At 66.6% G+C, this 19892-nt stretch carries 19 protein-coding genes; 15 read left to right on the top strand and 4 right to left on the bottom strand.

What is annotated here, in order from left to right:
* Positions 1 to 202: 202 nt before the first annotated feature.
* Genes AB4Y36_RS04610 through AB4Y36_RS04620 form a run of 3 tightly spaced genes read left to right on the top strand, consistent with a single transcriptional unit; the run spans position 203 to position 4248 of the window.
* A complete protein-coding gene (locus AB4Y36_RS04610) occupies positions 203 to 1192 on the top strand; it encodes a DedA family protein/thiosulfate sulfurtransferase GlpE (RefSeq protein ID WP_368682424.1) in 990 nt (329 codons plus the stop codon).
* A 46-nt stretch (positions 1193 to 1238) separates the two neighbouring features.
* The gene (locus AB4Y36_RS04615) at positions 1239 to 2987 is read left to right on the top strand and encodes an FAD-dependent oxidoreductase (RefSeq protein WP_083244990.1); all 1749 of its coding nucleotides are present in this window, start codon (positions 1239 to 1241) and stop codon (positions 2985 to 2987) included.
* Positions 2980 to 4248 (top strand): winged helix-turn-helix domain-containing protein, encoded by a 1269-nt coding sequence (locus AB4Y36_RS04620; protein WP_368605000.1) that lies wholly within the window; start codon positions 2980 to 2982, stop codon positions 4246 to 4248. Before AB4Y36_RS04615 ends, AB4Y36_RS04620 begins: the two co-directional genes overlap by 8 nt.
* 47 nt (positions 4249 to 4295) lie before the next feature.
* Here the strand turns inward: AB4Y36_RS04620 and AB4Y36_RS04625 are convergent, their stop codons facing one another.
* The gene (locus AB4Y36_RS04625) at positions 4296 to 4571 is read right to left on the bottom strand and encodes a hypothetical protein (RefSeq protein WP_028207911.1); all 276 of its coding nucleotides are present in this window, start codon (positions 4569 to 4571) and stop codon (positions 4296 to 4298) included.
* A 629-nt stretch (positions 4572 to 5200) separates the two neighbouring features.
* Here AB4Y36_RS04625 and AB4Y36_RS04630 point away from each other — a divergent pair.
* Positions 5201 to 5512, top strand: a complete 312-nt coding sequence (locus tag AB4Y36_RS04630) for a thioredoxin family protein (protein ID WP_324154874.1) — start codon at positions 5201 to 5203, stop codon at positions 5510 to 5512.
* Positions 5513 to 5611: 99 nt separating this feature from the next.
* Here the strand turns inward: AB4Y36_RS04630 and hpaR are convergent, their stop codons facing one another.
* Positions 5612 to 6010, bottom strand: a complete 399-nt coding sequence (gene hpaR, locus AB4Y36_RS04635) for a homoprotocatechuate degradation operon regulator HpaR (RefSeq protein ID WP_069261859.1) — start codon at positions 6008 to 6010, stop codon at positions 5612 to 5614.
* A 188-nt stretch (positions 6011 to 6198) separates the two neighbouring features.
* Between hpaR and AB4Y36_RS04640 the strand changes: the two genes are divergently transcribed.
* From AB4Y36_RS04640 to hpaI, 7 genes are read left to right on the top strand one after another with little or no spacing between them, the layout of a single operon-like run.
* A complete protein-coding gene (locus AB4Y36_RS04640; RefSeq protein ID WP_368682425.1) occupies positions 6199 to 6969 on the top strand; it encodes a fumarylacetoacetate hydrolase family protein in 771 nt (256 codons plus the stop codon).
* The gene (locus AB4Y36_RS04645; RefSeq protein ID WP_342946874.1) at positions 6966 to 7721 is read left to right on the top strand and encodes a fumarylacetoacetate hydrolase family protein; all 756 of its coding nucleotides are present in this window, start codon (positions 6966 to 6968) and stop codon (positions 7719 to 7721) included. The genes AB4Y36_RS04640 and AB4Y36_RS04645 overlap by 4 nt, the downstream gene beginning before the upstream one ends.
* A 34-nt stretch (positions 7722 to 7755) precedes the next feature.
* Positions 7756 to 9213 (top strand): 5-carboxymethyl-2-hydroxymuconate semialdehyde dehydrogenase, encoded by a 1458-nt coding sequence (gene hpaE / locus AB4Y36_RS04650; protein ID WP_368682426.1) that lies wholly within the window; start codon positions 7756 to 7758, stop codon positions 9211 to 9213.
* A complete protein-coding gene (gene hpaD, locus AB4Y36_RS04655; RefSeq protein ID WP_368605002.1) occupies positions 9213 to 10076 on the top strand; it encodes a 3,4-dihydroxyphenylacetate 2,3-dioxygenase in 864 nt (287 codons plus the stop codon). The genes hpaE and hpaD overlap by 1 nt, the downstream gene beginning before the upstream one ends.
* A gap of 24 nt (positions 10077 to 10100) precedes the next feature.
* Positions 10101 to 10511, top strand: a complete 411-nt coding sequence (locus AB4Y36_RS04660; protein WP_368682427.1) for a 5-carboxymethyl-2-hydroxymuconate Delta-isomerase — start codon at positions 10101 to 10103, stop codon at positions 10509 to 10511.
* Positions 10511 to 11314 carry a 2-oxo-hept-4-ene-1,7-dioate hydratase gene (hpaH, locus tag AB4Y36_RS04665; RefSeq protein ID WP_368605013.1) on the top strand — a complete coding sequence of 268 codons (804 nt, stop codon included), beginning with the start codon at positions 10511 to 10513 and terminating at the stop codon, positions 11312 to 11314. Before AB4Y36_RS04660 ends, hpaH begins: the two co-directional genes overlap by 1 nt.
* 16 nt (positions 11315 to 11330) lie before the next feature.
* Positions 11331 to 12113 (top strand): 4-hydroxy-2-oxoheptanedioate aldolase, encoded by a 783-nt coding sequence (hpaI, locus tag AB4Y36_RS04670; RefSeq protein ID WP_368605005.1) that lies wholly within the window; start codon positions 11331 to 11333, stop codon positions 12111 to 12113.
* 44 nt (positions 12114 to 12157) lie between these two features.
* On the opposite strand, the gene AB4Y36_RS04675 is transcribed toward hpaI, so the two are convergent.
* On the bottom strand, positions 12158 to 12601 hold the full coding sequence (locus tag AB4Y36_RS04675; protein WP_069261861.1) for a MarR family winged helix-turn-helix transcriptional regulator: 444 nt from the start codon (positions 12599 to 12601) through the stop codon (positions 12158 to 12160).
* A 167-nt stretch (positions 12602 to 12768) separates the two neighbouring features.
* Between AB4Y36_RS04675 and AB4Y36_RS04680 the strand changes: the two genes are divergently transcribed.
* Together AB4Y36_RS04680 and AB4Y36_RS04685 are read left to right on the top strand one after the other, a co-directional pair.
* Positions 12769 to 13539: a class II aldolase/adducin family protein gene (locus AB4Y36_RS04680; protein ID WP_368682428.1), complete on the top strand. Its 771-nt coding sequence runs from the start codon at positions 12769 to 12771 to the stop codon at positions 13537 to 13539.
* Between the two features lie 4 nt (positions 13540 to 13543).
* Positions 13544 to 14545 (top strand): 2-dehydropantoate 2-reductase, encoded by a 1002-nt coding sequence (locus AB4Y36_RS04685; protein ID WP_368682429.1) that lies wholly within the window; start codon positions 13544 to 13546, stop codon positions 14543 to 14545.
* Between the two features lie 3 nt (positions 14546 to 14548).
* Here the strand turns inward: AB4Y36_RS04685 and AB4Y36_RS04690 are convergent, their stop codons facing one another.
* Positions 14549 to 15838 (bottom strand): MFS transporter, encoded by a 1290-nt coding sequence (locus AB4Y36_RS04690; RefSeq protein WP_342946866.1) that lies wholly within the window; start codon positions 15836 to 15838, stop codon positions 14549 to 14551.
* Between the two features lie 436 nt (positions 15839 to 16274).
* Here AB4Y36_RS04690 and AB4Y36_RS04695 point away from each other — a divergent pair, with 436 nt between their 5' ends.
* Both AB4Y36_RS04695 and AB4Y36_RS04700 read left to right on the top strand, forming a co-directional pair.
* The gene (locus tag AB4Y36_RS04695; RefSeq protein WP_368682430.1) at positions 16275 to 19181 is read left to right on the top strand and encodes a mechanosensitive ion channel family protein; all 2907 of its coding nucleotides are present in this window, start codon (positions 16275 to 16277) and stop codon (positions 19179 to 19181) included.
* Between the two features lie 271 nt (positions 19182 to 19452).
* The gene (locus AB4Y36_RS04700; protein WP_069261520.1) at positions 19453 to 19851 is read left to right on the top strand and encodes an FKBP-type peptidyl-prolyl cis-trans isomerase; all 399 of its coding nucleotides are present in this window, start codon (positions 19453 to 19455) and stop codon (positions 19849 to 19851) included.
* The last annotated feature ends 41 nt before the right edge of the window (positions 19852 to 19892 follow it).

Genomic DNA, 19892 nt, shown 5'->3' on the forward strand with positions numbered 1-19892 from the left:
TCCACTCATCGGGCGCCTCTCGCGAACACCTCGCGTTTCTCTCTTTTAATCCGGCGCTTTTTTCATATGCCTGCCCTACTCGGCAGGCATTCTCACGCGCGTGCAGGGGGTCGCTTGCACGCGTTCGAAATACGTCCATAATCTTTACGTTACCCTTCTATCTTTCCCGTTCCTCGCCTGACGGCGCAACGGAAGTAAGCCGATGCTACATGACCTCGTCGCGCAATACGGGCCTGCGCTGGTGTTCATCAATGTGCTCGCCGGATCGCTTGGGCTGCCCGTGCCCGCGATGCCCGCGCTCGTGTTGTTCGGCGCGATGGCGGCCATGCATCCCGGTTCGATCGGCCAGCAGGTCGCGCCGGTGCTGGGGCTCGCCATCTTCGCCATGCTGATTGGCGACAGCGTCTGGTTCATGGCCGGGCGCCTCTACGGCGGCAACACGCTCAAGACGCTCTGCAAGCTCTCGCTCTCGCGCGACACCTGCGTGAAAAAAACCGAGCGCTTTTTCGGCCGCTGGGGCGTGCGCGTGCTCGCCGTCGCCAAGTTCGTGCCGGGCCTGTCGCTCGTGTCCGTGCCGATGGCCGGCGCGATGGGCGTGCCCTACCGCCAGTTCGTCGGCTTCGACGGCATCGGCGCGGCGCTGTGGTCCGGCACCGGCCTGCTCGTCGGCGTAATGTTCGCGCCGCAGATCGACATGCTGATGAGCGGCGCAAGCCGCCTTGGCCGCTTCGCCCTCGTCGTGGTGGCCGTGCTGCTGGTGCTTTACGCGACCTACCGCTGGCAGCGCCGCCGCCAGCTCATCAAAAAGCTCGCGAACGCGCGCATCACGGTGGAAGACCTTTACCGCGCGATGGGCGCCAAGCCGCCGCCGGTCGTGTTCGACATTCGTTCAGAAGAAAAGCGCAAGCTCGATCCGTACATCATTCCGGGCGCGTTGTTCGCCGACGAGCGCAAGCTCGACGAGATCGTCGGCAAGTACCCGAACGACCAGAAACTCGTGATCTACTGCTCGTGCCCCAATGAAATTTCCGCGGCCTGGATGGCGAAGAAGCTAGCCGAGGCCGGCTTTACCGATGTGGTGCCGCTCCTCGGCGGTCTCGACGCGTGGCGCGATGCCGGGCGCACGCTCGAGTCGCTCCAGATGCACGCCCACGCCGAAGTCCCGGTCAACATCACGCCTAAAGCTGTCTGATCCGGGCGGCCCGCTCCCGAGCCGCCCGCACGAGGAGAACCGCCAGATGGGCACGATCACCGAAGCCGAGGTTCCCGAATCCGAGGAACTTCCTTCCGCGAGCCGCCACTCCGACACGCAGCCGCAACCCGCCGAAGCGCCGTTCTCGACGCTCTCCACGCGGCGCCATCAGATGTTCCCCCAGCTCACCGACGACGAAATCGCGCGCCTCGCGCGCTTCGGCGAAGAGCGCCACTGGTCGGCAGGGGAGCTGCTCTTTCGTACGGGCGAAACCGGCCCCGGCATGTTCGTGCTGCTCTCCGGTTCGGTCAAAGTTTTCCAGCGCGACGGGCTGGGCCGCGAGCGGCTCATCGTCGAGCATGGGCGCGGGCATTTCCTCGCCGAAGTGGGCCAGCTCTCGGGCGGCCCGGCGCTCGTGGACGGCATGGCGCTCGAACCCGTCGATGCGATCCTGATTCCGCCCGAGCGGCTGCGCGCGGCCATCGTCGCCGAAGCCGAACTCGGGGAGCGCATCGTGCGCGCGCTGATCCTGCGCCGCGTCTCGCTGATCGAAAAGGGCGCGGGCGGCCCGATTCTCGTCGGCAAGCACGACGATCCCACGCTCGTTTCGCTGCAAGGCTTCCTTTCGCGCAACGGCCATCCGTATTCCGTGCTCGACGAGCGCGACGAAGGCATGCTTTGCGGCGTGATCGAGCGTTTCGCCGCGCGCTGTGAGGACCTGCCGCTCGTGATCTGCCCCGACGGGTCGGTGCTGCGCCGTCCCAGCGCGCCCGAACTGGCCACGTGCCTCGGCATCCTGCCCGAGCTCGACGGCGAGCGCGTCTACGACGTCGCCGTGGTGGGCGCGGGCCCGGCCGGTCTCGCCACGGCGGTCTACGCCGCTTCGGAAGGCCTTTCGGTGATCGTGCTCGACTCGCGCGCGCCCGGCGGCCAGGCGGGCGCCAGCTCGCGTATCGAAAACTATCTGGGCTTTCCCACCGGTATCTCCGGCCAGGCGCTCGCCGGCCGCGCGTTCGTGCAGGCGCAGAAGTTCGGCGCACACGTGGCCATTCCGGTCTCGGTGCGCAAGCTGATCTGCGATGAAGAACCGCGGCGGCTCGAAACCTGCAGCGGCGATGTGCGCGCGCATACGGTCGTGATCGCGAGCGGCGCCGTGTACCGCAAGCCCGCGATCGAGGGCATCGATCGCTATACGGGGCGCGGCATTTACTACTGGGCCTCGCCGGTCGAGGCGAAGCTTTGCAAGCACGAGAACATCGTGCTCGTGGGCGGCGGCAATTCCGCCGGCCAGGCGATCGTCTACCTCTCCACGCACGCGCGCCAGATCGACGTGCTGATCCGCAAGGCCGGTTTCGAATCGACGATGTCGCGCTATCTGATCGACCGTATCGCTTCGCTCTCGAACGTGCACGTGCATGGGCACAGCGAGATCGGCGGCCTGGACGAAGACACGAGCGGCCTCGCCTCGGTGCGCCTGAAGATGCCGTGCCCGGAGGGCGTCGACCATTTCGATTCGCGCCATCTGTTCCTCTTCACGGGCGCGGACCCGAACACCGGCTGGCTGCGAGCATGCGGCGTGAAGCTCGACCCGCACGGCTTCGTGCTGACCGGCGACAACGAGTCGTGCAGCCTCGCGACCTCGGTGGAAGGCGTCTACGCGATCGGCGACGCGCGAGCGGGCTCGACCAAGCGCGTGGCCGCGGCGGTGGGCGAAGGCGCGGCCGTGGTCGCGCAGATCCATCAACGGCTCGCTGCGCTGCGGCCGGTGACGGTGGTCGCGGGCGTTCATGCGTGAGCGCGCTGTGGAGGTTGCAGAAGCGCCAACGGTTGCCGAAGCCGGTTCCTCGCTAGTTCTGCCGCTCGCGGCGGCTCGCACGCTGCACCTCGCGGCGCAAGGGCTGCTCACGCCGCCGCGCCGCAAGGCTACGCAAGAAGACGTGCTCGATGCGATCCGCCGCATGGCGCAGCTGCAGATCGACACGATCCACGTGGTCGCGCGCAGTCCCTATTTCGTGCTGTTCAGCCGCATTGGCGCGTTCGAGCCGGCCTGGCTCGACGCGCATCTCGCGCAGGGGCGCCTGTTCGAATACTGGGCGCACGAGGCCTGCTTCCTGCCGATCGAGGACTACGGGCTGCTGCGCCATCGCATGCTCGACCCTTCCGGCATGGGCTGGAAATACGCGGCCGAATGGCATGACCAATACCGTGACGAGATCGACGCCCTGCTCGAGCGCATCCGCGCCGAGGGCGCCGTGCGTTCCGCCGACTTCGCGCGCGCCGAGGGCGACAAAGGCAGCGGCTGGTGGGACTGGAAGCCGGAGAAGCGGCATCTGGAAGTACTGTTCGCAACCGGCGCGCTGATGGTGGCGCAGCGGCACAACTTCCAGCGTGTGTACGACGTGGCCGAGCGCGTACTGCCGCACTGGAACGACGCGCGCGACCTGCCGCCACGCGCCGAAGCGGAGCGCGCGCTGCTCCTGCGCTCCTGCCGCGCGCTCGGCGTGATCCGCGCGGACTGGGCCGCCGACTACTTCCGCCTGCCGCGCCGCCCGTATGCCGATGCCCTCCACGCACTCGCCGACGCGGGCGAGCTGCTGCCCGTGCGCGTAGAAGGCTGGAAACACGATGCGTTCGTGCATCGCGAGCACGCGGCCCTCATCGGCGAAGCGGCGAGCGGCAAGCTCGCCTCCACGGTCACGACCCTGCTCTCGCCCTTCGATCCGGTGGTGTGGGATCGCAAGCGAGCGCTCGCGCTATTCGATTTCGATTACGCCATGGAATGCTATGTGCCGGCCGCGAAGCGCAAATACGGTTACTTCGCACTACCGATCTTGAATCGCGGACGGCTGATCGGGCGCATCGACGCAAAGGCGCATCGGGCGCAGCAGGTGTTCGAGGTGAAATCGCTGCATCTGGAGCCCGGCGTACGCGCGAGCGGCCGTCTGGTGGCCGACTTGCGCCGGGCGCTGCAGCGTTGCGCGGACTGGCACGGCACGCCGGAGCTACGCATCGGCGCAGCACCGGACGGCCTCGCGGCCGCCCTGCTGGCTGCGTGAGCGTGCGACTGCTGACCCGGCAGAGCCGCCGCACGCGTTGAGAACGATTAGTGCTCCAGCTTGGCGCGCAGTTCGCGCGCGGCTTCGAGCAAGCCTTCGTAGCCCGAACGCGCGTGTTGCGGCAGGTCGGGGTCGCCCACCAGCGCGCCCAGCGTTTCGACGAGGCTGAAGACGAGGCCCTTGGCCGCGCCCGCCGCGATCTTGCCGGACTTCACGCCTTCGTCGACGTGGCTGAAGGCGGCGTTCAGGCTCTCCAGATCCGGTTGCGATGAACCGGCGCCAGGCTTTTGAGCGTCCTGCTTTTGCTTGTCGTCGCTCGTCATGATGAACTCGATCTCCCTTGGTGAGCAGTAGTCAAAAGAATCACGCACGTTTCAATGTTATATACCCATCGGGTGCGGGCGTCCATTCGAGGCCCGGCAGCGCGAGGAGCAACGCAAAGCGCACTCCCGAATCTTCTCACCTTCGCCGCCCGCGCGCAGAAGCCGCGAGCGCGACGGCTTGTCGCTTCGTCACGCCCGGGGACTAAAAAAAGCCTTGAAATCAGGGCTAATGTGGATTTCGCACGATGGATCGGCAGGTGCCTCGCCTCGCTTCACACGAGCGCCGATGGCGCGTTACGACCTCTCCCGCAAACGCTCACCATTGCGCTTCGAAACGTGGATTCTCGCCGCTTCGAGTGCGTCTGCCGATCGGTTCGCGCTCACCGCACCCCACGTCGGATTTGCATTTCACCCTTGTTTTCAAGGTACTTCTGCTCATGGCGGCACGTCCCGCGTGCTCGCGCCGCTCCGTTCAAGGTGCGTGACCGGTTGGCAACCTGCTCACTCCCGAAAAGCCTCACCTCTCGCGCGACTGTCCATTTGGGGCGTCCAATGCGATGCCTGAACGTTGCCGCGCGATGCGGTATCGTATGTGGATGTCTGCAGACGCCAATACGAGGAATCACACGATGAGCTACGCCACGAACGCGCCCGCCCGCAAGGAAATCGACTCGCTCAGCGGGGCCGCCGTCGTCGAATTCGGCACCGACTGGTGCGGCTATTGTCAGGGTGCGCAACCGCTGATCGGCGCGGCGTTCGAGCGTAATCCGCAGGTGCGTCGCCTGAAAGTGGAAGACGGACCGGGCCGCGCGCTCGGCCGCTCGTTTCGCGTGAAGCTCTGGCCCACACTCATTTTCCTGCGCGACGGTGTGGAGGTCGCGCGCGTGGTGCGTCCACAAAACGCCGCCGAACTCGACGAGGCGTTCGCTTCGCTCGCGTAGTCGCGCCACGCCCTCCTACGCGGTCCGAACGATCGGCGCAGACCGCTCCCGAAAAGCCTCACCTTTGCCTGCGGGCGCGCCCGAAAGCGCCCGCCGCGCTCACGCCTCCAGGCCGGCGAGCAGATCGTCGATCGCGCGATACACACGCTCGACCACCTCCGGCCCCACCTCCGCTTCCAGCGCCTTGTAGCGCGCCTCCAATTCGTTCGAAATCGCTTTCACGAGTTGATGGCTCTTCTTCGTGAGCGAGACGAGCACGCGCCGCTGGTCGTCGGCGAAACGCTCCTTCGTCACGAGGCCGAGCGTCTCCATACGTGCGAGCACGCCCGCCATGCTCGGGCTGGAGATCGTGCACAGGTCGGAAATCTGCCGCGGCTCGAGCGGTCCACTTTCATTGAGCGCGCGGATCACGCGCCACTGCTGCTCAGTGAGGCCGTGCGACGTGATGAGCGGGCGAAAGCGTTCCATCATCTTTTCGCGCGCGCGCAGCAGCAGCATGGGCAGGTTGCGGTGCGCAACGCGAGTGGTCGGACGCGAAGTATCGGACATGGCGGTTTCAGCTAAACGAAGAATTCGACGAACAGGCCCAGGAGAAACCCGAAAAGTTCTCATCGACGATTGACGACGGATCATAGCAAGCGCACTATCACTCACATATTAGTGTTTCCGTGAAGCCAATCCAAGCCATGTTTTCCGTTGCCGATCATCTGCTGCACGTCGAAGGCGAGGCCTTGCCGCGCGACGTCAGCGCCGCTGCCGTGCGCGGGCTGCTCGCGACCGGCGCGCGTTGCCGGGCGCCGGTGAGCGGCGCTGTCTACGGCACGCTGCTCAACGACCGCCACGCGCTCGAAGCGCTGGGCGACGCCGTGAACGCGCCCCCTTACAAGGCGCCGCCGCGCGCGCCCATTCTCTACCTGAAGCCGCGCAACACGCTCGCAGGCCACCGCGCGCGCGTGGCCGTGCCCGGCGGCGAGGGCGTCCAGGTGGGCGCATCGCTCGGCGTCGTGATCGGGCGCACCGCCGCGCGCGTCGCCGCACCTGAAGCGTTCGATTACATCGCGGGGTATACGCTCGTGGCCGATCTGAGCGTGCCGCATGCGAGCGTCTATCGCCCCTCGGTGCGGTTTCGCTCACGCGACAACTTCTGCGTAATCGGCCCCGCCGTGGTCGCGCGCCGGCATGTGGCCGATCCGGATGAACTTGCCGTTGCGGTCAACGTCGAAGGCGGCGCGGCCTTCCATGCGACAACGGCCACGAACGTTCGCGGCGTCGCCCAGTTGCTCGCCGATGTCACCGACTTCATGACGCTCGCCCCCGGCGACGTCATCACGCTCGGCGTGCCGCACGGCGCACCCGTGGTTCAGGCCGGTGCGCGTGCAGCGATCTCCATTGGAGACTGGGCGCCGCTCGAAATCGAATTCGTCGCGGCAGACGTGGCGCTGGGAGCACAAGCATGATGCGCGCACGCGTTGCCTATGCAGGCGCCATCCACGAAGCCACGCCCGAAGGAGACCGCGTGCGGCTCGCCGACGGCCGCGTGCGCGAGGAACACGAAGTCGTCTGGCTCGCGCCGTTCGAGCCCGGCACGATCTTCGCACTCGGGCTCAATTACGCCGAGCACGCCAAAGAACTGCAGTTCTCGAAGCAGGAAGAGCCGCTCGTGTTCCTCAAGGGGCCGGGCAGCGTGATCGGCCATCGCGGCACCACGCGCCGCCCCGCCGACGTCACGTTCATGCACTACGAGTGCGAGCTCGCCGTCGTGATCGGCCGCACCGCGCAGCACGTGAAACGCGAGGACGCCATGCAGTACGTGGCCGGCTACACGATCGCGAACGACTACGCGATCCGCGACTATCTGGAGAACTACTACCGCCCGAACCTGCGCGTGAAGAACCGCGACGGCGGCACCGTGCTCGGCCCCTGGTTCGTCGATGCCGCCGATGTCGCCGACGTCAACGCGCTCGGCCTGCGCACTTACGTGAACGGCGAACTCAAGCAGAACGGCAACACGCGCGATTTCGTCACCGGCATCGCGGAACTCATCGAGTATTTGAGCGGCTTCATGACGCTCGCCCCCGGCGACGTCGTTCTGACCGGCACGCCCGAAGGCGTCGTCAACGTGAATGCAGGCGACGAAGTCGTCTGCGAGATCGACGGTCTGGGCCGTCTCGTCAACACCGTCGCGAGCGACGCCGACTACGGGCGCTGATCCGCCAACGAATCGAACACGGACTACGTTAGACATGCGAATCGACCATCTGATCAACGGCCGCGCACACAGCGGACGCGACTACTTCGAAACCGTGAATCCCGCGAACCAGGACGTGCTCGCGGAAGTGGCGCGCGGCGGCGCAGAGGAAGTCGATCTCGCGGTGCGCGCCGCGAAAGACGCCTTTCCCGCCTGGGCGGCAACGCCCGCCGCGGAGCGCGCGAAGGCGATCCGCAAGCTCGGCGAGCTGATCGCGAAGAACGTGCCCGAAATCGCGCAGACCGAAACGAAGGACACCGGCCAGACCATTTCGCAAACCGGCAAGCAACTCGTGCCGCGCGCCGCCGACAACTTCAGCTACTTCGCCGAAGTCTGCACCGCCGTGGACGGCCACACCTACTCCACGTCCACGCATCTGAACTACACGCTGTTTCATCCCGTGGGCGTGTGCGCGCTCATCTCGCCCTGGAACGTGCCGTTCATGACCGCCACGTGGAAGGTCGCGCCCTGCCTCGCGTTCGGCAATACCGCCGTGCTGAAGATGAGCGAGCTATCGCCGCTCACGGCCTCGATGCTCGGCCAGCTCGCGCTCGATGCCGGAATTCCGGCGGGCGTGCTCAATGTCGTGCACGGCTATGGCAAGGAAGCGGGCGAGCCGCTCGTCGCGCACCCCGACGTGCGCGCCGTTTCGTTCACGGGCTCGACGGCTACGGGCAACCGCATCGTGCAGGCCGCGGGCCTCAAGAAGTTCTCGATGGAGCTGGGCGGCAAATCCCCGTTCGTGATCTTCGACGACGCCGATTTCGAACGCGCGCTCGACGCCGCCGTGTTCATGATCTTCTCGAACAACGGCGAGCGCTGCACGGCGGGCTCGCGCATTCTCGTGCAGCGTTCGATCTACGCGAAGTTCGCCGAGCGCTTCGTCGAGCGTGCGAAGCGCATCAGCGTAGGCGATCCGCTCGACGAGACAACCATCGTCGGCCCGATGATCAGCCAGGGCCATCTCGCGAAGGTCCGCAGCTATATCGAGCTCGGACCGAAGGAAGGCGCGACGCTCGCTTGCGGCGGCCTCGACGCGCCGGCGCTGCCCGACGCGGTGAAGAACGGAAACTTCGTTATGCCGACCGTGTTCGTCGATGTCGATAACCGCATGCGCATTGCGCAGGAAGAAATTTTCGGCCCGGTGGCGTGCCTGATTCCCTTCGACGACGAGACTCATGCGATCCGCCTTGCCAACGACATCGCCTATGGTCTGTCCAGCTATGTGTGGACCGAGAACACCGGCCGCGCGCTGCGCGTGGCCGCCGCCGTCGAAGCGGGCATGTGCTTCGTGAATAGCCACAACGTACGCGACCTGCGCCAGCCGTTCGGCGGCACGAAGGCTTCTGGCGTCGGCCGCGAAGGCGGCACATGGAGCTACGAAGTGTTCCTCGAGCCGAAGAACGTGTGTGTTTCGCTCGGCTCGCATCACATTCCGCACTGGGGCGTGTAATGGGCAAACTCGCGCTGGCGGCCAAGGTCACGCACGTGCCTTCGCTGTACCTCTCCGAACTGGACGGCCCCCACAAAGGCTGCCGCCAGGCGGCCATCGACGGCCATCACGAGATCGGCCGCCGCTGCCGCGAGCTGGGCGTCGATACGATCGTCGTGTTCGATGTGCACTGGCTCGTGAACAGCGAGTATCACATCAACTGTGCACCGCGCTTCGAAGGCGTCTACACGAGCAACGAGCTGCCGCATTTCATCAAGAACATGCCGTATGCGTACCCCGGCAATCCGCGGCTTGGCCATCTGATTGCCGAGGTCGCGAACGAAATGGGCGTCAAGACCCGCGCCCATAGCGAAACGACGCTCGACCTCGAATACGGCACGCTCGTCCCCATGCGCTACATGAACGGCGACGAACATTTCCGCACGGTTTCGGTGGCGGGCTGGTGCATGTGGCACGACCTCGCCACCAGCGCGCGCTTTGGCCTGGCCGTGCGCCGCGCGATCGAAGAGCGCTACGACGGCACGGTGGCGATACTCGCGAGCGGGTCGCTGAGCCACCACTTCGCCAACAACGGCACGGCCGAAGCCTTCATGCACAAGGTCTGGGACCCGTTTCTCGAAGCGACCGATCGCAACGTCGTGGCGATGTGGGAGCGTGGCGACTGGAAAACCTTCTGCGACATGCTGCCGATGTACAACGAAAAGTGCTGGGGTGAAGGCGGTATGCACGACACGGCCATGCTGCTCGGCGCGCTCGGGTGGGACCGCTACGAAGGCCGGGCGGAAGTCGTCACGCCGTATTTCGGCAGCTCCGGCACAGGGCAGATCAACGCCATCCTGCCGGTCATGCCGCTACCGGCTTAAGCGGCTCAAACACGGGAGAACGCCATGCCCCATCTCACCCTCGAATACAGCGCGAATCTCGCGGATGCGAGCAGCATGGGTCAGCTATGCGAATCGCTCGCGCACGTGCTCGATGCACAACGCGACGAGAACGGCGCGCGCGTGTATCCACGCGGCGGCATTCGCACCCGTGCGCTGCGCTGCGAGCAGTACTTCATTGCCGACGGCAACCCCGGGAACGCCTTTCTGCACGGCTGCCTGAAGATCGGCGCAGGCCGCTCCCAGGCCGTGCGACGGGCGACGGGCGATGCGCTCTTCGAGGCGATCAAGCAGCACTTCGAACAAGCCTTCGCGTCGCACGGCCTCGCGCTCTCGCTCGAAATCGTCGAGTTCAGCGAGGAAGGCGCGTGGAAGCACAACAACCTGCACGCCCGGCTCAAAAACGCGAGTTCATGATGCTAGATCAGCAAACCATCTGCGAGCTGGCCGCACGGCTCGACGAAGCGGAACGCACGCGCACGCAGCTGCGGCATTTTTCGCGGTTGCATCCGGAGATGACAATCGACGACGGCTACGCGATCCAGCGCGAGTGGGTCAAACTCAAGCTCGCCGCGGGCCACACGATCAAGGGCCGAAAAATCGGCCTGACGTCGCGCGCCATGCAGCGCGCGTCGCAGATCGACGAGCCCGACTACGCGCCGCTGCTCGACAGCATGTTCATCCCCGCAGGCAGCGAGATTCGCGCGGACCGCTTCATCGCGCCGCGTGTGGAAGTGGAATTGGCGTTCGTGCTGAACCGGCCACTGCAAGGGCCCGACGTCAAGCTCTTCGATGTGCTCGACGCAACGGCCTATGTGACGCCGGCCATCGAGATCATCGACGCGCGCATCGAGCAGTTCGACCGCGAAACCAAAGCGCCGCGCAAGGTGTTCGACACGATTTCCGACTTCGCCGCCAACGCGGGCGTCGTGCTGGGCGGCCGCCCGGTGAAGCCGCTCGACGTGGACCTGCGCTGGGTCGGCGCGCTGCTCTACAGGAACGGCGCCGTGGAGGAAAGCGGCCTGGCCGCCGCGGTGCTCGACCATCCGGCAACCGGCGTTGCCTGGCTCGCCAACAAGATCGCGCGCCACGACGAGCGCCTGGAAGCCGGCGACGTGATCCTGAGCGGCTCGTTCACGGCGCCGATTCCGGCGCGCGCGGGCGATACGTTCCATGCCGATTACGGCCCGCTGGGCGGCATCGGCTTCCATTTCATCTGATCAGGATGCCGTCATCATGGCCGTACCCGCCAACCCGTTCAAGCGCGCGCTCGCGCAAGGCCGCCCGCAAATCGGCCTGTGGGCCGCACTCGCCGACTCGTACGTAACCGAACTGCTTGCGAACACGGGCTTCGACTGGCTGCTGATCGACGGCGAGCACGCGCCCAATGATTTGCGCAGCACGCTCGCGCAACTGCAGGCCGTCGCACCCTACCCCACGCACGCGATTGTGCGGCCCGTGCGCAACGACGCGGCCATCATCAAGCAACTGCTCGACATCGGCACGCAAACCCTGCTCGTGCCGATGATCGAGAACGCCGAGGAGGCACGCGCCGCCGTCGCCGCGACGCGCTATGCGCCGCACGGCGTGCGCGGCGTGGGCAGCGCGCTTGCGCGTGCCTCGCGCTGGAACGGCTCTGCGGATTATCTGCATCACGCAGCGGAAGAACTGTGCGTGCTGGTCCAGGTGGAAACGGCGAGCGCGCTCGCGCAGCTCGAAGCCATCGCGCAGGCAGGAGGCGTGGACGGCGTGTTCTTCGGGCCCGCGGACCTGAGCGCTTCGATGGGCCTGCTGGGCCAGCCAGGCTCGCCGCAGGTGCGCGAGGCGATCTGCAACGGCATTCGCACTGTGCGCGCGCAAGGCAAAGGCGCGGGCGTGCTCGCGGCCGATCCGGTCATTGCGAACGAATATCTGGAAGCTGGCGCGACGTTCGTCGCCGTGGGCAGCGACGTGTCGTTGCTTGCACGCAGCGCAAGCGAACTGGCCGCGAAATTCCGCCAGCCTGCGGCGCGCGGCTAACGCACGTTCATCCCGCGTTCATCGCGTCGCGCGCGGAGCGCGCTTCATTCGCCCGCTTCCCCGCTCTGTATGAGCTTGGCCAGCACGCTTGCCAGCACTTCGCGCTCGTGCTCGCTCAGCGTGGCGAGAATCGCGTCGTTCGTCGCCTTCGAGATCGCCGTGGCGCGCCGGTAGGTACTGCGTCCCTGCGCCGTGAGCGCCACGAGCACGCCGCGCCCGTCCGCCTCGTTCGAGGTCTTGGCGAGCAGGCCCTTGCGTTCGAGCACGTCGGTGGCGCGGCTCGCCTGGCTGCGGTCGAGATTCGACACGCGCCCGAGATCCGACACCGACAACGATCCGAACGCGCCCACGCTGAGCAGCAGCCGCGCCTCCGTGAGCGACAGGGAGAGCGCTGCCTCGAACGCGTCGCTCATCGTGCGATCGGTCTGCTTCTTGAGCACATGGAGCCGATAGGTGAACAGCTCCGCGATGTTGTACTTCCCCGTCATGGATCTTCCCGCCTGGTTTTCACCGGCCGCGAAATGCGGCCACGTCATCAGGATAGCATCGATGAAAGCGCTGTTCTGCAGGCATTTCATGGAAAGTTTGATGCTTGCACACGCATTTATTTGCGCGTAGGATCGGCGAGATCAGAGCCCGCCACGAGGAGACTTTCATGAATGAAAACATCCAGCGCACGCGCCCCGAATGGTGCGACCCCACGGAATGGGCGGTGCGCGTGCAACTCGCCGCTGTGTATCGCGTGTTTCATCTCATGGGTTGGACCGAGCTGATCTTCAATCACATTACGCTGCGCGTGCCCGGGCCGCACAAGCATTTCCTCATCAACCCGTTCGGGCTCACGTATGACGAAATCAAGGCCTCGAATCTCGTCAAGATCGATCTCGAAGGCAATATCCTGAGTCCGAGCGAGTATCCGATCAATCCGGCCGGTTTCGTGGTTCACAGCGCGATACATGCAAACGTGGCAGACGCGCATTGCGTGATGCATACGCACACCACGGCAGGGCTCGCGGTGGCGTGCATGGAAGGCGGCCTCGCGTATACGAACTTCTATTCGGCGCAGCTGCACGACATGGTCGCGTATCACGACTTCGAAGGCATCACCGTGCACGCCGAAGAAAAATCGCGCATTCTGAAGTCGATGGGCGACAAGCGGCTGCTCATTCTGCGCAACCACGGGCTGCTTTCGCATGGTGTGACCCTCGCGCACGCCTTTGCGCTGCTCTGGACGCTCAATCGCGCGTGCGAGGTGCAAGTCGTGACCGATTCGATGTGCGGTCAGACGCTGCCGATCTCGCCCGCCATTACCGAACGCTCGACGCGCGACGCCTTGCAGTTCTCGCCCGAACACGGCGCGGGCCAGAACGTGCTCGACGCGCTGGTCCGTCGTGTCACGCGCATCGACCCGTCTTATCAGGAGTGAAAGTTTGAACACCCCGAACCGGAAGATCACCGTCATCGGCGGCGGTGCGATCGGCGGCCTGCTCGCGGCGCGTCTGGCGCGCGCGGGCATCGCCGTAAATCTGCTCGCACGCGGTGCGCATCTGGAAGCGATTCGCCGCGACGGTCTGACGATCGTCGAAGGCGACACGCGCTACACGCAAGCCGTCAACGCAACGAACGACGCCGCATCGCTCGGCGCGCAAGACATCGTCTTCGTTTGCCTGAAGGGTCAGGCGCTCGCCCAGTCGGCCGCTTCGCTCGCACCGCTCGTGGGCCCGCACACGCATATCGTCTCGGCGATGAACGGCGTGCCCTGGTGGTTTCTCCACGGCTTCGGCGGCACGCATGCGAACGGCCCGCTCGAAGCGGTCGATCCCGGTGGTGTCGTCTCGAAGGCGCTGCCGCCCGCGCAGGCTTCGGGCTGTGTCGTGCATCTGTCGTCGTCGATTGCGGGGCCGGGCGTGATCCGCAAGGGCGGCGGCAATCATCTGATCGTCGGCGAGGGCTCGGCGCACATGGCCACGCGCGCACAGGAAGCGCGAGATCTGCTTGCGCAGGCCGGCTTCGAGGTCACGAAGGCAGAGCCGATTCAGGCCGATATCTGGGCGAAGCTCTGGGGCAACATGACGATGAACCCCATCAGCGCGCTCACGCGCTCGACCGCCGACGTGATTCTCGACGACCCGCTCACGACTCAGCTCGTGAGCGCGGTCATGGTCGAGGCGCGCGCGATCGGCGAAGCGCTCGGCATTCGCCTCGCGATGACCATCGAGGAGCGCAACGCGATCACGCGCAAGCTAGGCGCGTTCAAGACTTCGATGCTGCAAGACGTCGAAGCGCAACGCTCGCTCGAAGTCGAAGCCCTGCTAGGCGCGCCCTATGAACTGGCACAGCGTGTGGGCGTCGCGGCGCCCTCGCTCGGCATGCTCTACGGTCTGGCGCGGCAGCTCGACGCGAATCTCGAAGCGGCGCGCCAGAAAGGCTAACCGTCAATCCTCGAGCGGCTTGCCCGTAAGGTCGCGAATAAACGGCAACGCGAGGCACGAGATCGCCACGCACGCCATCACGTACCACGCGGGCGCGAGCAGATTGCCCGTGCTCTTCACGAGCCAGGTGGCAACGGTCTGCGCGAAGCCGCCGAAAATCGCCACGCCGATGCCGTAGACGATCGCCATGCCTGTTGCGCGTACGGCGCGCGGGAACATCTCGGGCAGCATCGTGATGGAGGGCGCGGCCTGCAGCCCAAGCAGCACGCTCAGGCCGCCTACGGTGATCAAAAGACGCGCGGCATCCGGGCCGCTCGCGAGCCACAGGAACGCCGGGTAGATCAACAGCAAGACACCCACGCGCGGCCAGAAGATCAGCGCGCGGCGGCTGAACCGGTCGCAGAGCAGGCCCGATACGGGCGCCACCAGAAAGGTCACGACGCCGGAAACGAGCCCCGCCAGCAGGGCCGTGGGCGCGGGCACCTTCAGTTCGTGAATCGCATACGTCGGCATATAGAACGTGACGACATAGGCCGTGACCGTGGAGCCGATCGTCAGCAGGATGCCGAGCGCCGCGCGCCGCCAGTGATCGCGCAGCACGGCGAGCACCGGCATGCGCACCACGCTCGCCTGCGGCGGCAACTGCTCGTCAAGACGCCGGCGAATCCACATACCGAGCGGCGCGATCGCTACGCCCATGAGGAAAGGCACGCGCCAGCCCCAGGCGAGCAGCGTGTCGGCGGCGAGGAAAGTCGTCAGGAGTCCGGCCGTTAATGCGCCGAGCGAAACGCCCATCCCCTGGCTCGCGAACTGCCAGCTGCCGAGCAGGCCGCGATTGACGGGCGTGCCCGCCTCGATCAGCAGCGTGGTGGATGCGCCCACTTCGCCGCCCGCGGAAAATCCCTGCAGCAAGCGCGCGAACACGATCAGGACCGGCGCGGCCACCCCGATCTGCGCGTAGGTGGGGGCGAGGCCGATCAGCATGCAGCCCAGCGCCATCATGAAGATGGTGAGCGTCATGGCAGGCTTGCGTCCGGCGCGGTCGGCATACGCGCCGATCACCACGCCGCCAAGCGGCCGCATGACGAAGCCCACGCCGAAGGTCGCGACCGAGGCCAGCAACTGCCCGTAGCTCGACATGGTGGGAAAGAACAGCTTGCCGATGGTCAGCGCGAAGAAGCTGTAGACGGTGAAATCGAAGAATTCGAGCGCATTGCCGATTGTCGCGGCGACGATCAACTGCGTGCGGCTCAGTTTGCCCTTGCGCACTCCGGTCATGCTGACGCTGTTCATGGCTCTCCTCGTCGGCCTCTGGCGGGCCTGAATGTTGACCGTGCAACGGTAGCATTCGCCCGGGCGCATGCGCCACTGATCAAAACCCGCGTACGCCGCGAACCGCGTATGGCAATGAAGCGTCCCTTTTATCGGTGCCCGGCATGCGCGTCTCATCCGCGTTCGTAAGGTAAAAGAGGCATACTCCCGGCATAGTCAGCACTCACGTTTCGCGCGGCGCGCCATTTTTTGGCGGTTCCGCAAACGCCCTGCGGGCCACCCACGCAAAAAGTGGGCACCGAAATTGCGGCAGCGCGTCGAACGTTCCGACGAATCGGGCGCCGGCAGGCTATGCGCCGCGCCAACGCGCTTCCAGCCGCGCGTTTTGTCCCGCTGTCTTTTCCTCCGCCGCCACTGAAGGGTCGCCGCAGTCGCGACCCGTAAGCCCATGACAAGGATGTCCCTTTCTTCTGCCTTTCGGTTCCCGCGCGCGTCGCGCCTGCAAGCTCTCGTTGCCGTCCTCGCCGTTTCAGCCGGCCTGACGCTCGCGCTCGGCGCGTCGCGTGCAGCGGCGGCGACACCGGCCACCGTCGCCGAAGCGTTCAAGCCCGGCGCGAGCCCAGCGCATCCCGCCCAGCCCGCCGCGCCCGCCGCTAATGCCAACGCGGCCAACCCGGCCGCCCCCGTGGCGCTCACGCCCACCCAGGCGCAAGCCGCCCTGCAGGTTCTCGACGATCCCGTGCAGCGCGGCCACATGGAAGACACGCTGCGCGCCATCGCCGCCGCTGGCGCGCTGGCCGTGCCCGCCTCGGCAAGCGCGGCGGCCAGTGCGCCCGCCGCGGCCTCCGGCGCGGCGGCCGCCACGCCCGCTTCGGCGCCGCTCGCGGGCGCATTGCGCTCCAACGGTCTGGTCGTGCAGATCGCCGATCACGCGGCGCACGGCGCGCGCACGATGGGCCAGCATCTGAGCCATACGTTCGCGACGCTGCTCGGCCTCTGGTCCACGCGCAACTGGTGGCAGGACCATCTGAACACGCCGGAAGGCCACGCGCTGATGCTCGCGCTGCTGCGCGTGCTGCTGCTCACGCTCGTGCCCGCGCTCGCGCTCGCCACGCTGCTGCGCCGCGTCGTCGCCACGCCGGAGCGCGCCATTGCCGCGCATCAGGCCGCGAAACAGCGCGAGGGCGCCGGCCCTGCGCAAGGCGGCACGCCGACGCCGCAGCCACAAACACCTGAAGCGACGGGCACGAGCCTCGCGCTCGCCGCGCAGGCGAAAGCCGCCGATGCGAAGGCCGACGCGGAACAAGACGCCCTGCGCGAAGCCGCCGGCATGGAGCCGGCCGAGGGCAAGAGCGGCCAGGACGAAAAGGACAGCGACCCGAACGCCGGCCCCCGCGCGAACGCGGGCGCCAACGCGGCAGCGCGCGCCACCGTGGTCGCGGCGCAAGCCGAGGACAACACCAGCGCCTCGCCAAAAACCGCCGCCGACCGCGCGAAAGAGGCGTACCACGCGCTGCGCGGCGCGCATCACTGGCGCCTCTTGCAGCGTCTGCCGGGCGCGTTGCTCGTGATGCTGCTCGAAGTCGTGCCCGTGATCGCCTTCGGCCTGTGCGCCGCGGGCGTGCTGTCGCTCTTCGGCCCCGACGACGCCGCGCCCGCCGAAGCCGTGGGCCAGATCGTCGATACGTATGTGATCTGCCGCGTGATCGTGATGTTCGGCAAGCTGCTGTTCGCGCCCGACGCCGCCGCGCTGCGCCTCGTGCCGCTACCCGACGACTGGGCCGCTTACGCGCAGCGCTGGCTCGTGCGCGTCGTCGTGATCGGCGGCGTGGGCGGAGCGATTGGCGGGGCGGTGCCGCTCGGCATGACCGAGGACGCGCATCTCGCACTCGTGAAGGTCGTCACGCTGGTCGGCCACCTCGCGCTTGCCGTGATGATCCTGCAGCTGCGCCGCCCCGTGGCCGACGCCATGCGCGCCGCCGCCGCACGCCATGGCTCGTATGCCTGGTTCATGCAATGGTTCGCCGACATCTGGGTGGGCGTGGCGCTCTTCGTCGTCCTCGCGCTCTGGTTCGTCTGGGCGCTCGATCTGCGCGGCGGCTACGCGGCGCTGCTGCGCGCGGGCGGACTCTCGCTCGTCGTGCTGCTCGCCGCGCGCGTGAGCGCCATCGTGCTGCTCGGGGCGTTGAGCCGCGCGTTCGGCTTGCGCGACGATCAGGAGAAGATGAGCTTCGGGCAGCGCCGTGCGTATCGCTATTACCCGGCGCTGCGGCGCATCGTCGTCGTGGCGATCTGGATCGTCTCGCTCGACCTGCTGCTGCACGTCTGGGGCCTGCGTCCCGCACGCATTCTCGCGCTCGCGCCGATGGGGCATCTGCTGGGCTCTGCACTCCTCACTATCGTGATCGCCGTCGTTGCCGCCGTCGCGATCTGGGAGTTCGCGAACGGCGCGGCCGAGCGGCGCCTGAACGCATGGACCGACGCGGGCGACTTCGTGCGGGCCGCGCGATTGCGCACGCTCTTGCCGATGTTCCGCACCACGCTGCTCGTTTCAATCCTCGTCGTGGTCGGGCTCACCGCGCTCTCGCAGCTCGGCGTGAACACCGCGCCGCTGATTGCGGGCGCGAGTATTTTCGGCGTGGCGCTCGGCTTTGGCTCGCAAAAGCTCGTGCAGGACTTCATCACCGGCATCTTCCTGTTGACGGAAAACGCCATGCAGGTGGGCGACTGGGTGACGGTGGCGGGCGTCTCGGGCACGGTCGAGTTTCTCTCGATCCGCACCGTGCGCCTGCGCGGCGGCGACGGTTCGCTCTACACCGTGCCGTTCAGCTCGGTGACGACGGTGAACAACACGAATCGCGGCATCGGCAACGCGGCGGTGAAGGTGCAGATCGCGCATGGCGCGGATCTGCAGCGCGCCATCGACACGCTCAAGGACATCGGCGCCGAGATCCGCAAGGAAGACGCGTTCAAGAACGGCATTCTCAGCGACTTCGCATACTGGGGGGTCGATCAGGTGGATGGCGCGGCCGTCACGCTCGTCGGGCAGATTCAGTGTAAGGACTCGGCGCGCTGGGGTGTGCAGCGCGAGTTCAACAAGCGCGTGTTGCTGCGCTTCACGGAGCGCGGCATCGAGCTGGCGAATCCGCAGCGCAACTTCCTCGTGGGCATGGCGCGCGGTGACGATGTCGAAGGGCATACGCACGGCGACGATCACGACGATGACGACGCCACCGACAACGATCGCGCGCGGGCGCAGGCGCACGGCGCTTCGAAGACGGGCGCGCAAGGCGGCAAGCCGCGCGCCGGCCGCGCCGGTGCGTCGGGCGACGGTAACGGGTCGTCGAGCGGCAAGCCGAATTGATGCGTGGACATCATGGCCGGTGCGCGGCTCGCGCGCGCCGGCCTCACCCGTCGCTTCGCCCGATCGATCTCCCGAAAAGTCTCACCGATACGGGGCGAGCAACGTCGCGGCGCAACGCTGGCAGGGTAAAGTTCTCCGTCTAATCAAAGGTCTGCGAGCGGTGGCATGAGGCGCTGCACGCGCGGCGCGGTGCGTCCCGAAGAAGCTCACCTTTCCTCTGCTTGCGCGGCGCGCCCGATATAATCGATTTGCCATTCAACGAGGACATCTCATGAAATCACTGATTGCCCTGGTCGCCGCTGCCACCGTTGCAACGACCGCGTTCGCCGCCAACCCCATCGACAAGTTGCCGTCGGGCGTCGTCGTCGAACACATCAAGCAAGGCACCGGTCCGCAGCCCACGGCCACCGACGTCGTGCGCGTGAACTATCGCGGCACGCTCGCGAACGGCACCGAATTCGACAGCTCCGACAAGCACGGCGGCCCGGCGACCTTCCCGCTCAATCGCGTGATTCCGTGCTGGACGCAAGGCGTGCAGAAGATGAAGGTCGGCGGCAAGGCGAAGCTGACCTGCCCGGCGGCGACCGCTTATGGCGATCGCGCGGTCGGCCCGATTCCGCCGAACAGCGATCTCACGTTCGAAATCGAGCTGATCGGGATCGGCCAATAAGGCCAGCAGATTCTGCAGGCAAAAAACGGGCGGTTGAGGTG

The organism is Paraburkholderia sp. BR10936 (assembly GCF_040965735.1).
In the GTDB taxonomy this organism is placed as follows: Bacteria; Pseudomonadota; Gammaproteobacteria; order Burkholderiales; family Burkholderiaceae; genus Paraburkholderia; species Paraburkholderia nodosa_A.

Excerpts from the sequence above, each read along its gene's own strand:
- AB4Y36_RS04610 (WP_368682424.1), top strand. The coding sequence starts at position 203 with ATGCTACATGACCTCGTCGCGCAATACGGGCCTGCGCTGGTGTTCATC.
- AB4Y36_RS04615 (WP_083244990.1), top strand. The coding sequence starts at position 1,239 with ATGGGCACGATCACCGAAGCCGAGGTTCCCGAATCCGAGGAACTTCCT.
- AB4Y36_RS04620 (WP_368605000.1), top strand. The coding sequence starts at position 2,980 with ATGCGTGAGCGCGCTGTGGAGGTTGCAGAAGCGCCAACGGTTGCCGAA.
- AB4Y36_RS04625 (WP_028207911.1), bottom strand. The coding sequence starts at position 4,571 with ATGACGAGCGACGACAAGCAAAAGCAGGACGCTCAAAAGCCTGGCGCC.
- AB4Y36_RS04630 (WP_324154874.1), top strand. The coding sequence starts at position 5,201 with ATGAGCTACGCCACGAACGCGCCCGCCCGCAAGGAAATCGACTCGCTC.
- hpaR (WP_069261859.1), bottom strand. The coding sequence starts at position 6,010 with ATGCTGCTGCTGCGCGCGCGCGAAAAGATGATGGAACGCTTTCGCCCG.
- AB4Y36_RS04640 (WP_368682425.1), top strand. The coding sequence starts at position 6,199 with ATGTTTTCCGTTGCCGATCATCTGCTGCACGTCGAAGGCGAGGCCTTG.
- AB4Y36_RS04645 (WP_342946874.1), top strand. The coding sequence starts at position 6,966 with ATGATGCGCGCACGCGTTGCCTATGCAGGCGCCATCCACGAAGCCACG.
- hpaE (WP_368682426.1), top strand. The coding sequence starts at position 7,756 with ATGCGAATCGACCATCTGATCAACGGCCGCGCACACAGCGGACGCGAC.
- hpaD (WP_368605002.1), top strand. The coding sequence starts at position 9,213 with ATGGGCAAACTCGCGCTGGCGGCCAAGGTCACGCACGTGCCTTCGCTG.
- AB4Y36_RS04660 (WP_368682427.1), top strand. The coding sequence starts at position 10,101 with ATGCCCCATCTCACCCTCGAATACAGCGCGAATCTCGCGGATGCGAGC.
- hpaH (WP_368605013.1), top strand. The coding sequence starts at position 10,511 with ATGCTAGATCAGCAAACCATCTGCGAGCTGGCCGCACGGCTCGACGAA.
- hpaI (WP_368605005.1), top strand. The coding sequence starts at position 11,331 with ATGGCCGTACCCGCCAACCCGTTCAAGCGCGCGCTCGCGCAAGGCCGC.
- AB4Y36_RS04675 (WP_069261861.1), bottom strand. The coding sequence starts at position 12,601 with ATGACGGGGAAGTACAACATCGCGGAGCTGTTCACCTATCGGCTCCAT.
- AB4Y36_RS04680 (WP_368682428.1), top strand. The coding sequence starts at position 12,769 with ATGAATGAAAACATCCAGCGCACGCGCCCCGAATGGTGCGACCCCACG.
- AB4Y36_RS04690 (WP_342946866.1), bottom strand. The coding sequence starts at position 15,838 with ATGAACAGCGTCAGCATGACCGGAGTGCGCAAGGGCAAACTGAGCCGC.
- AB4Y36_RS04695 (WP_368682430.1), top strand. The coding sequence starts at position 16,275 with ATGTCCCTTTCTTCTGCCTTTCGGTTCCCGCGCGCGTCGCGCCTGCAA.
- AB4Y36_RS04700 (WP_069261520.1), top strand. The coding sequence starts at position 19,453 with ATGAAATCACTGATTGCCCTGGTCGCCGCTGCCACCGTTGCAACGACC.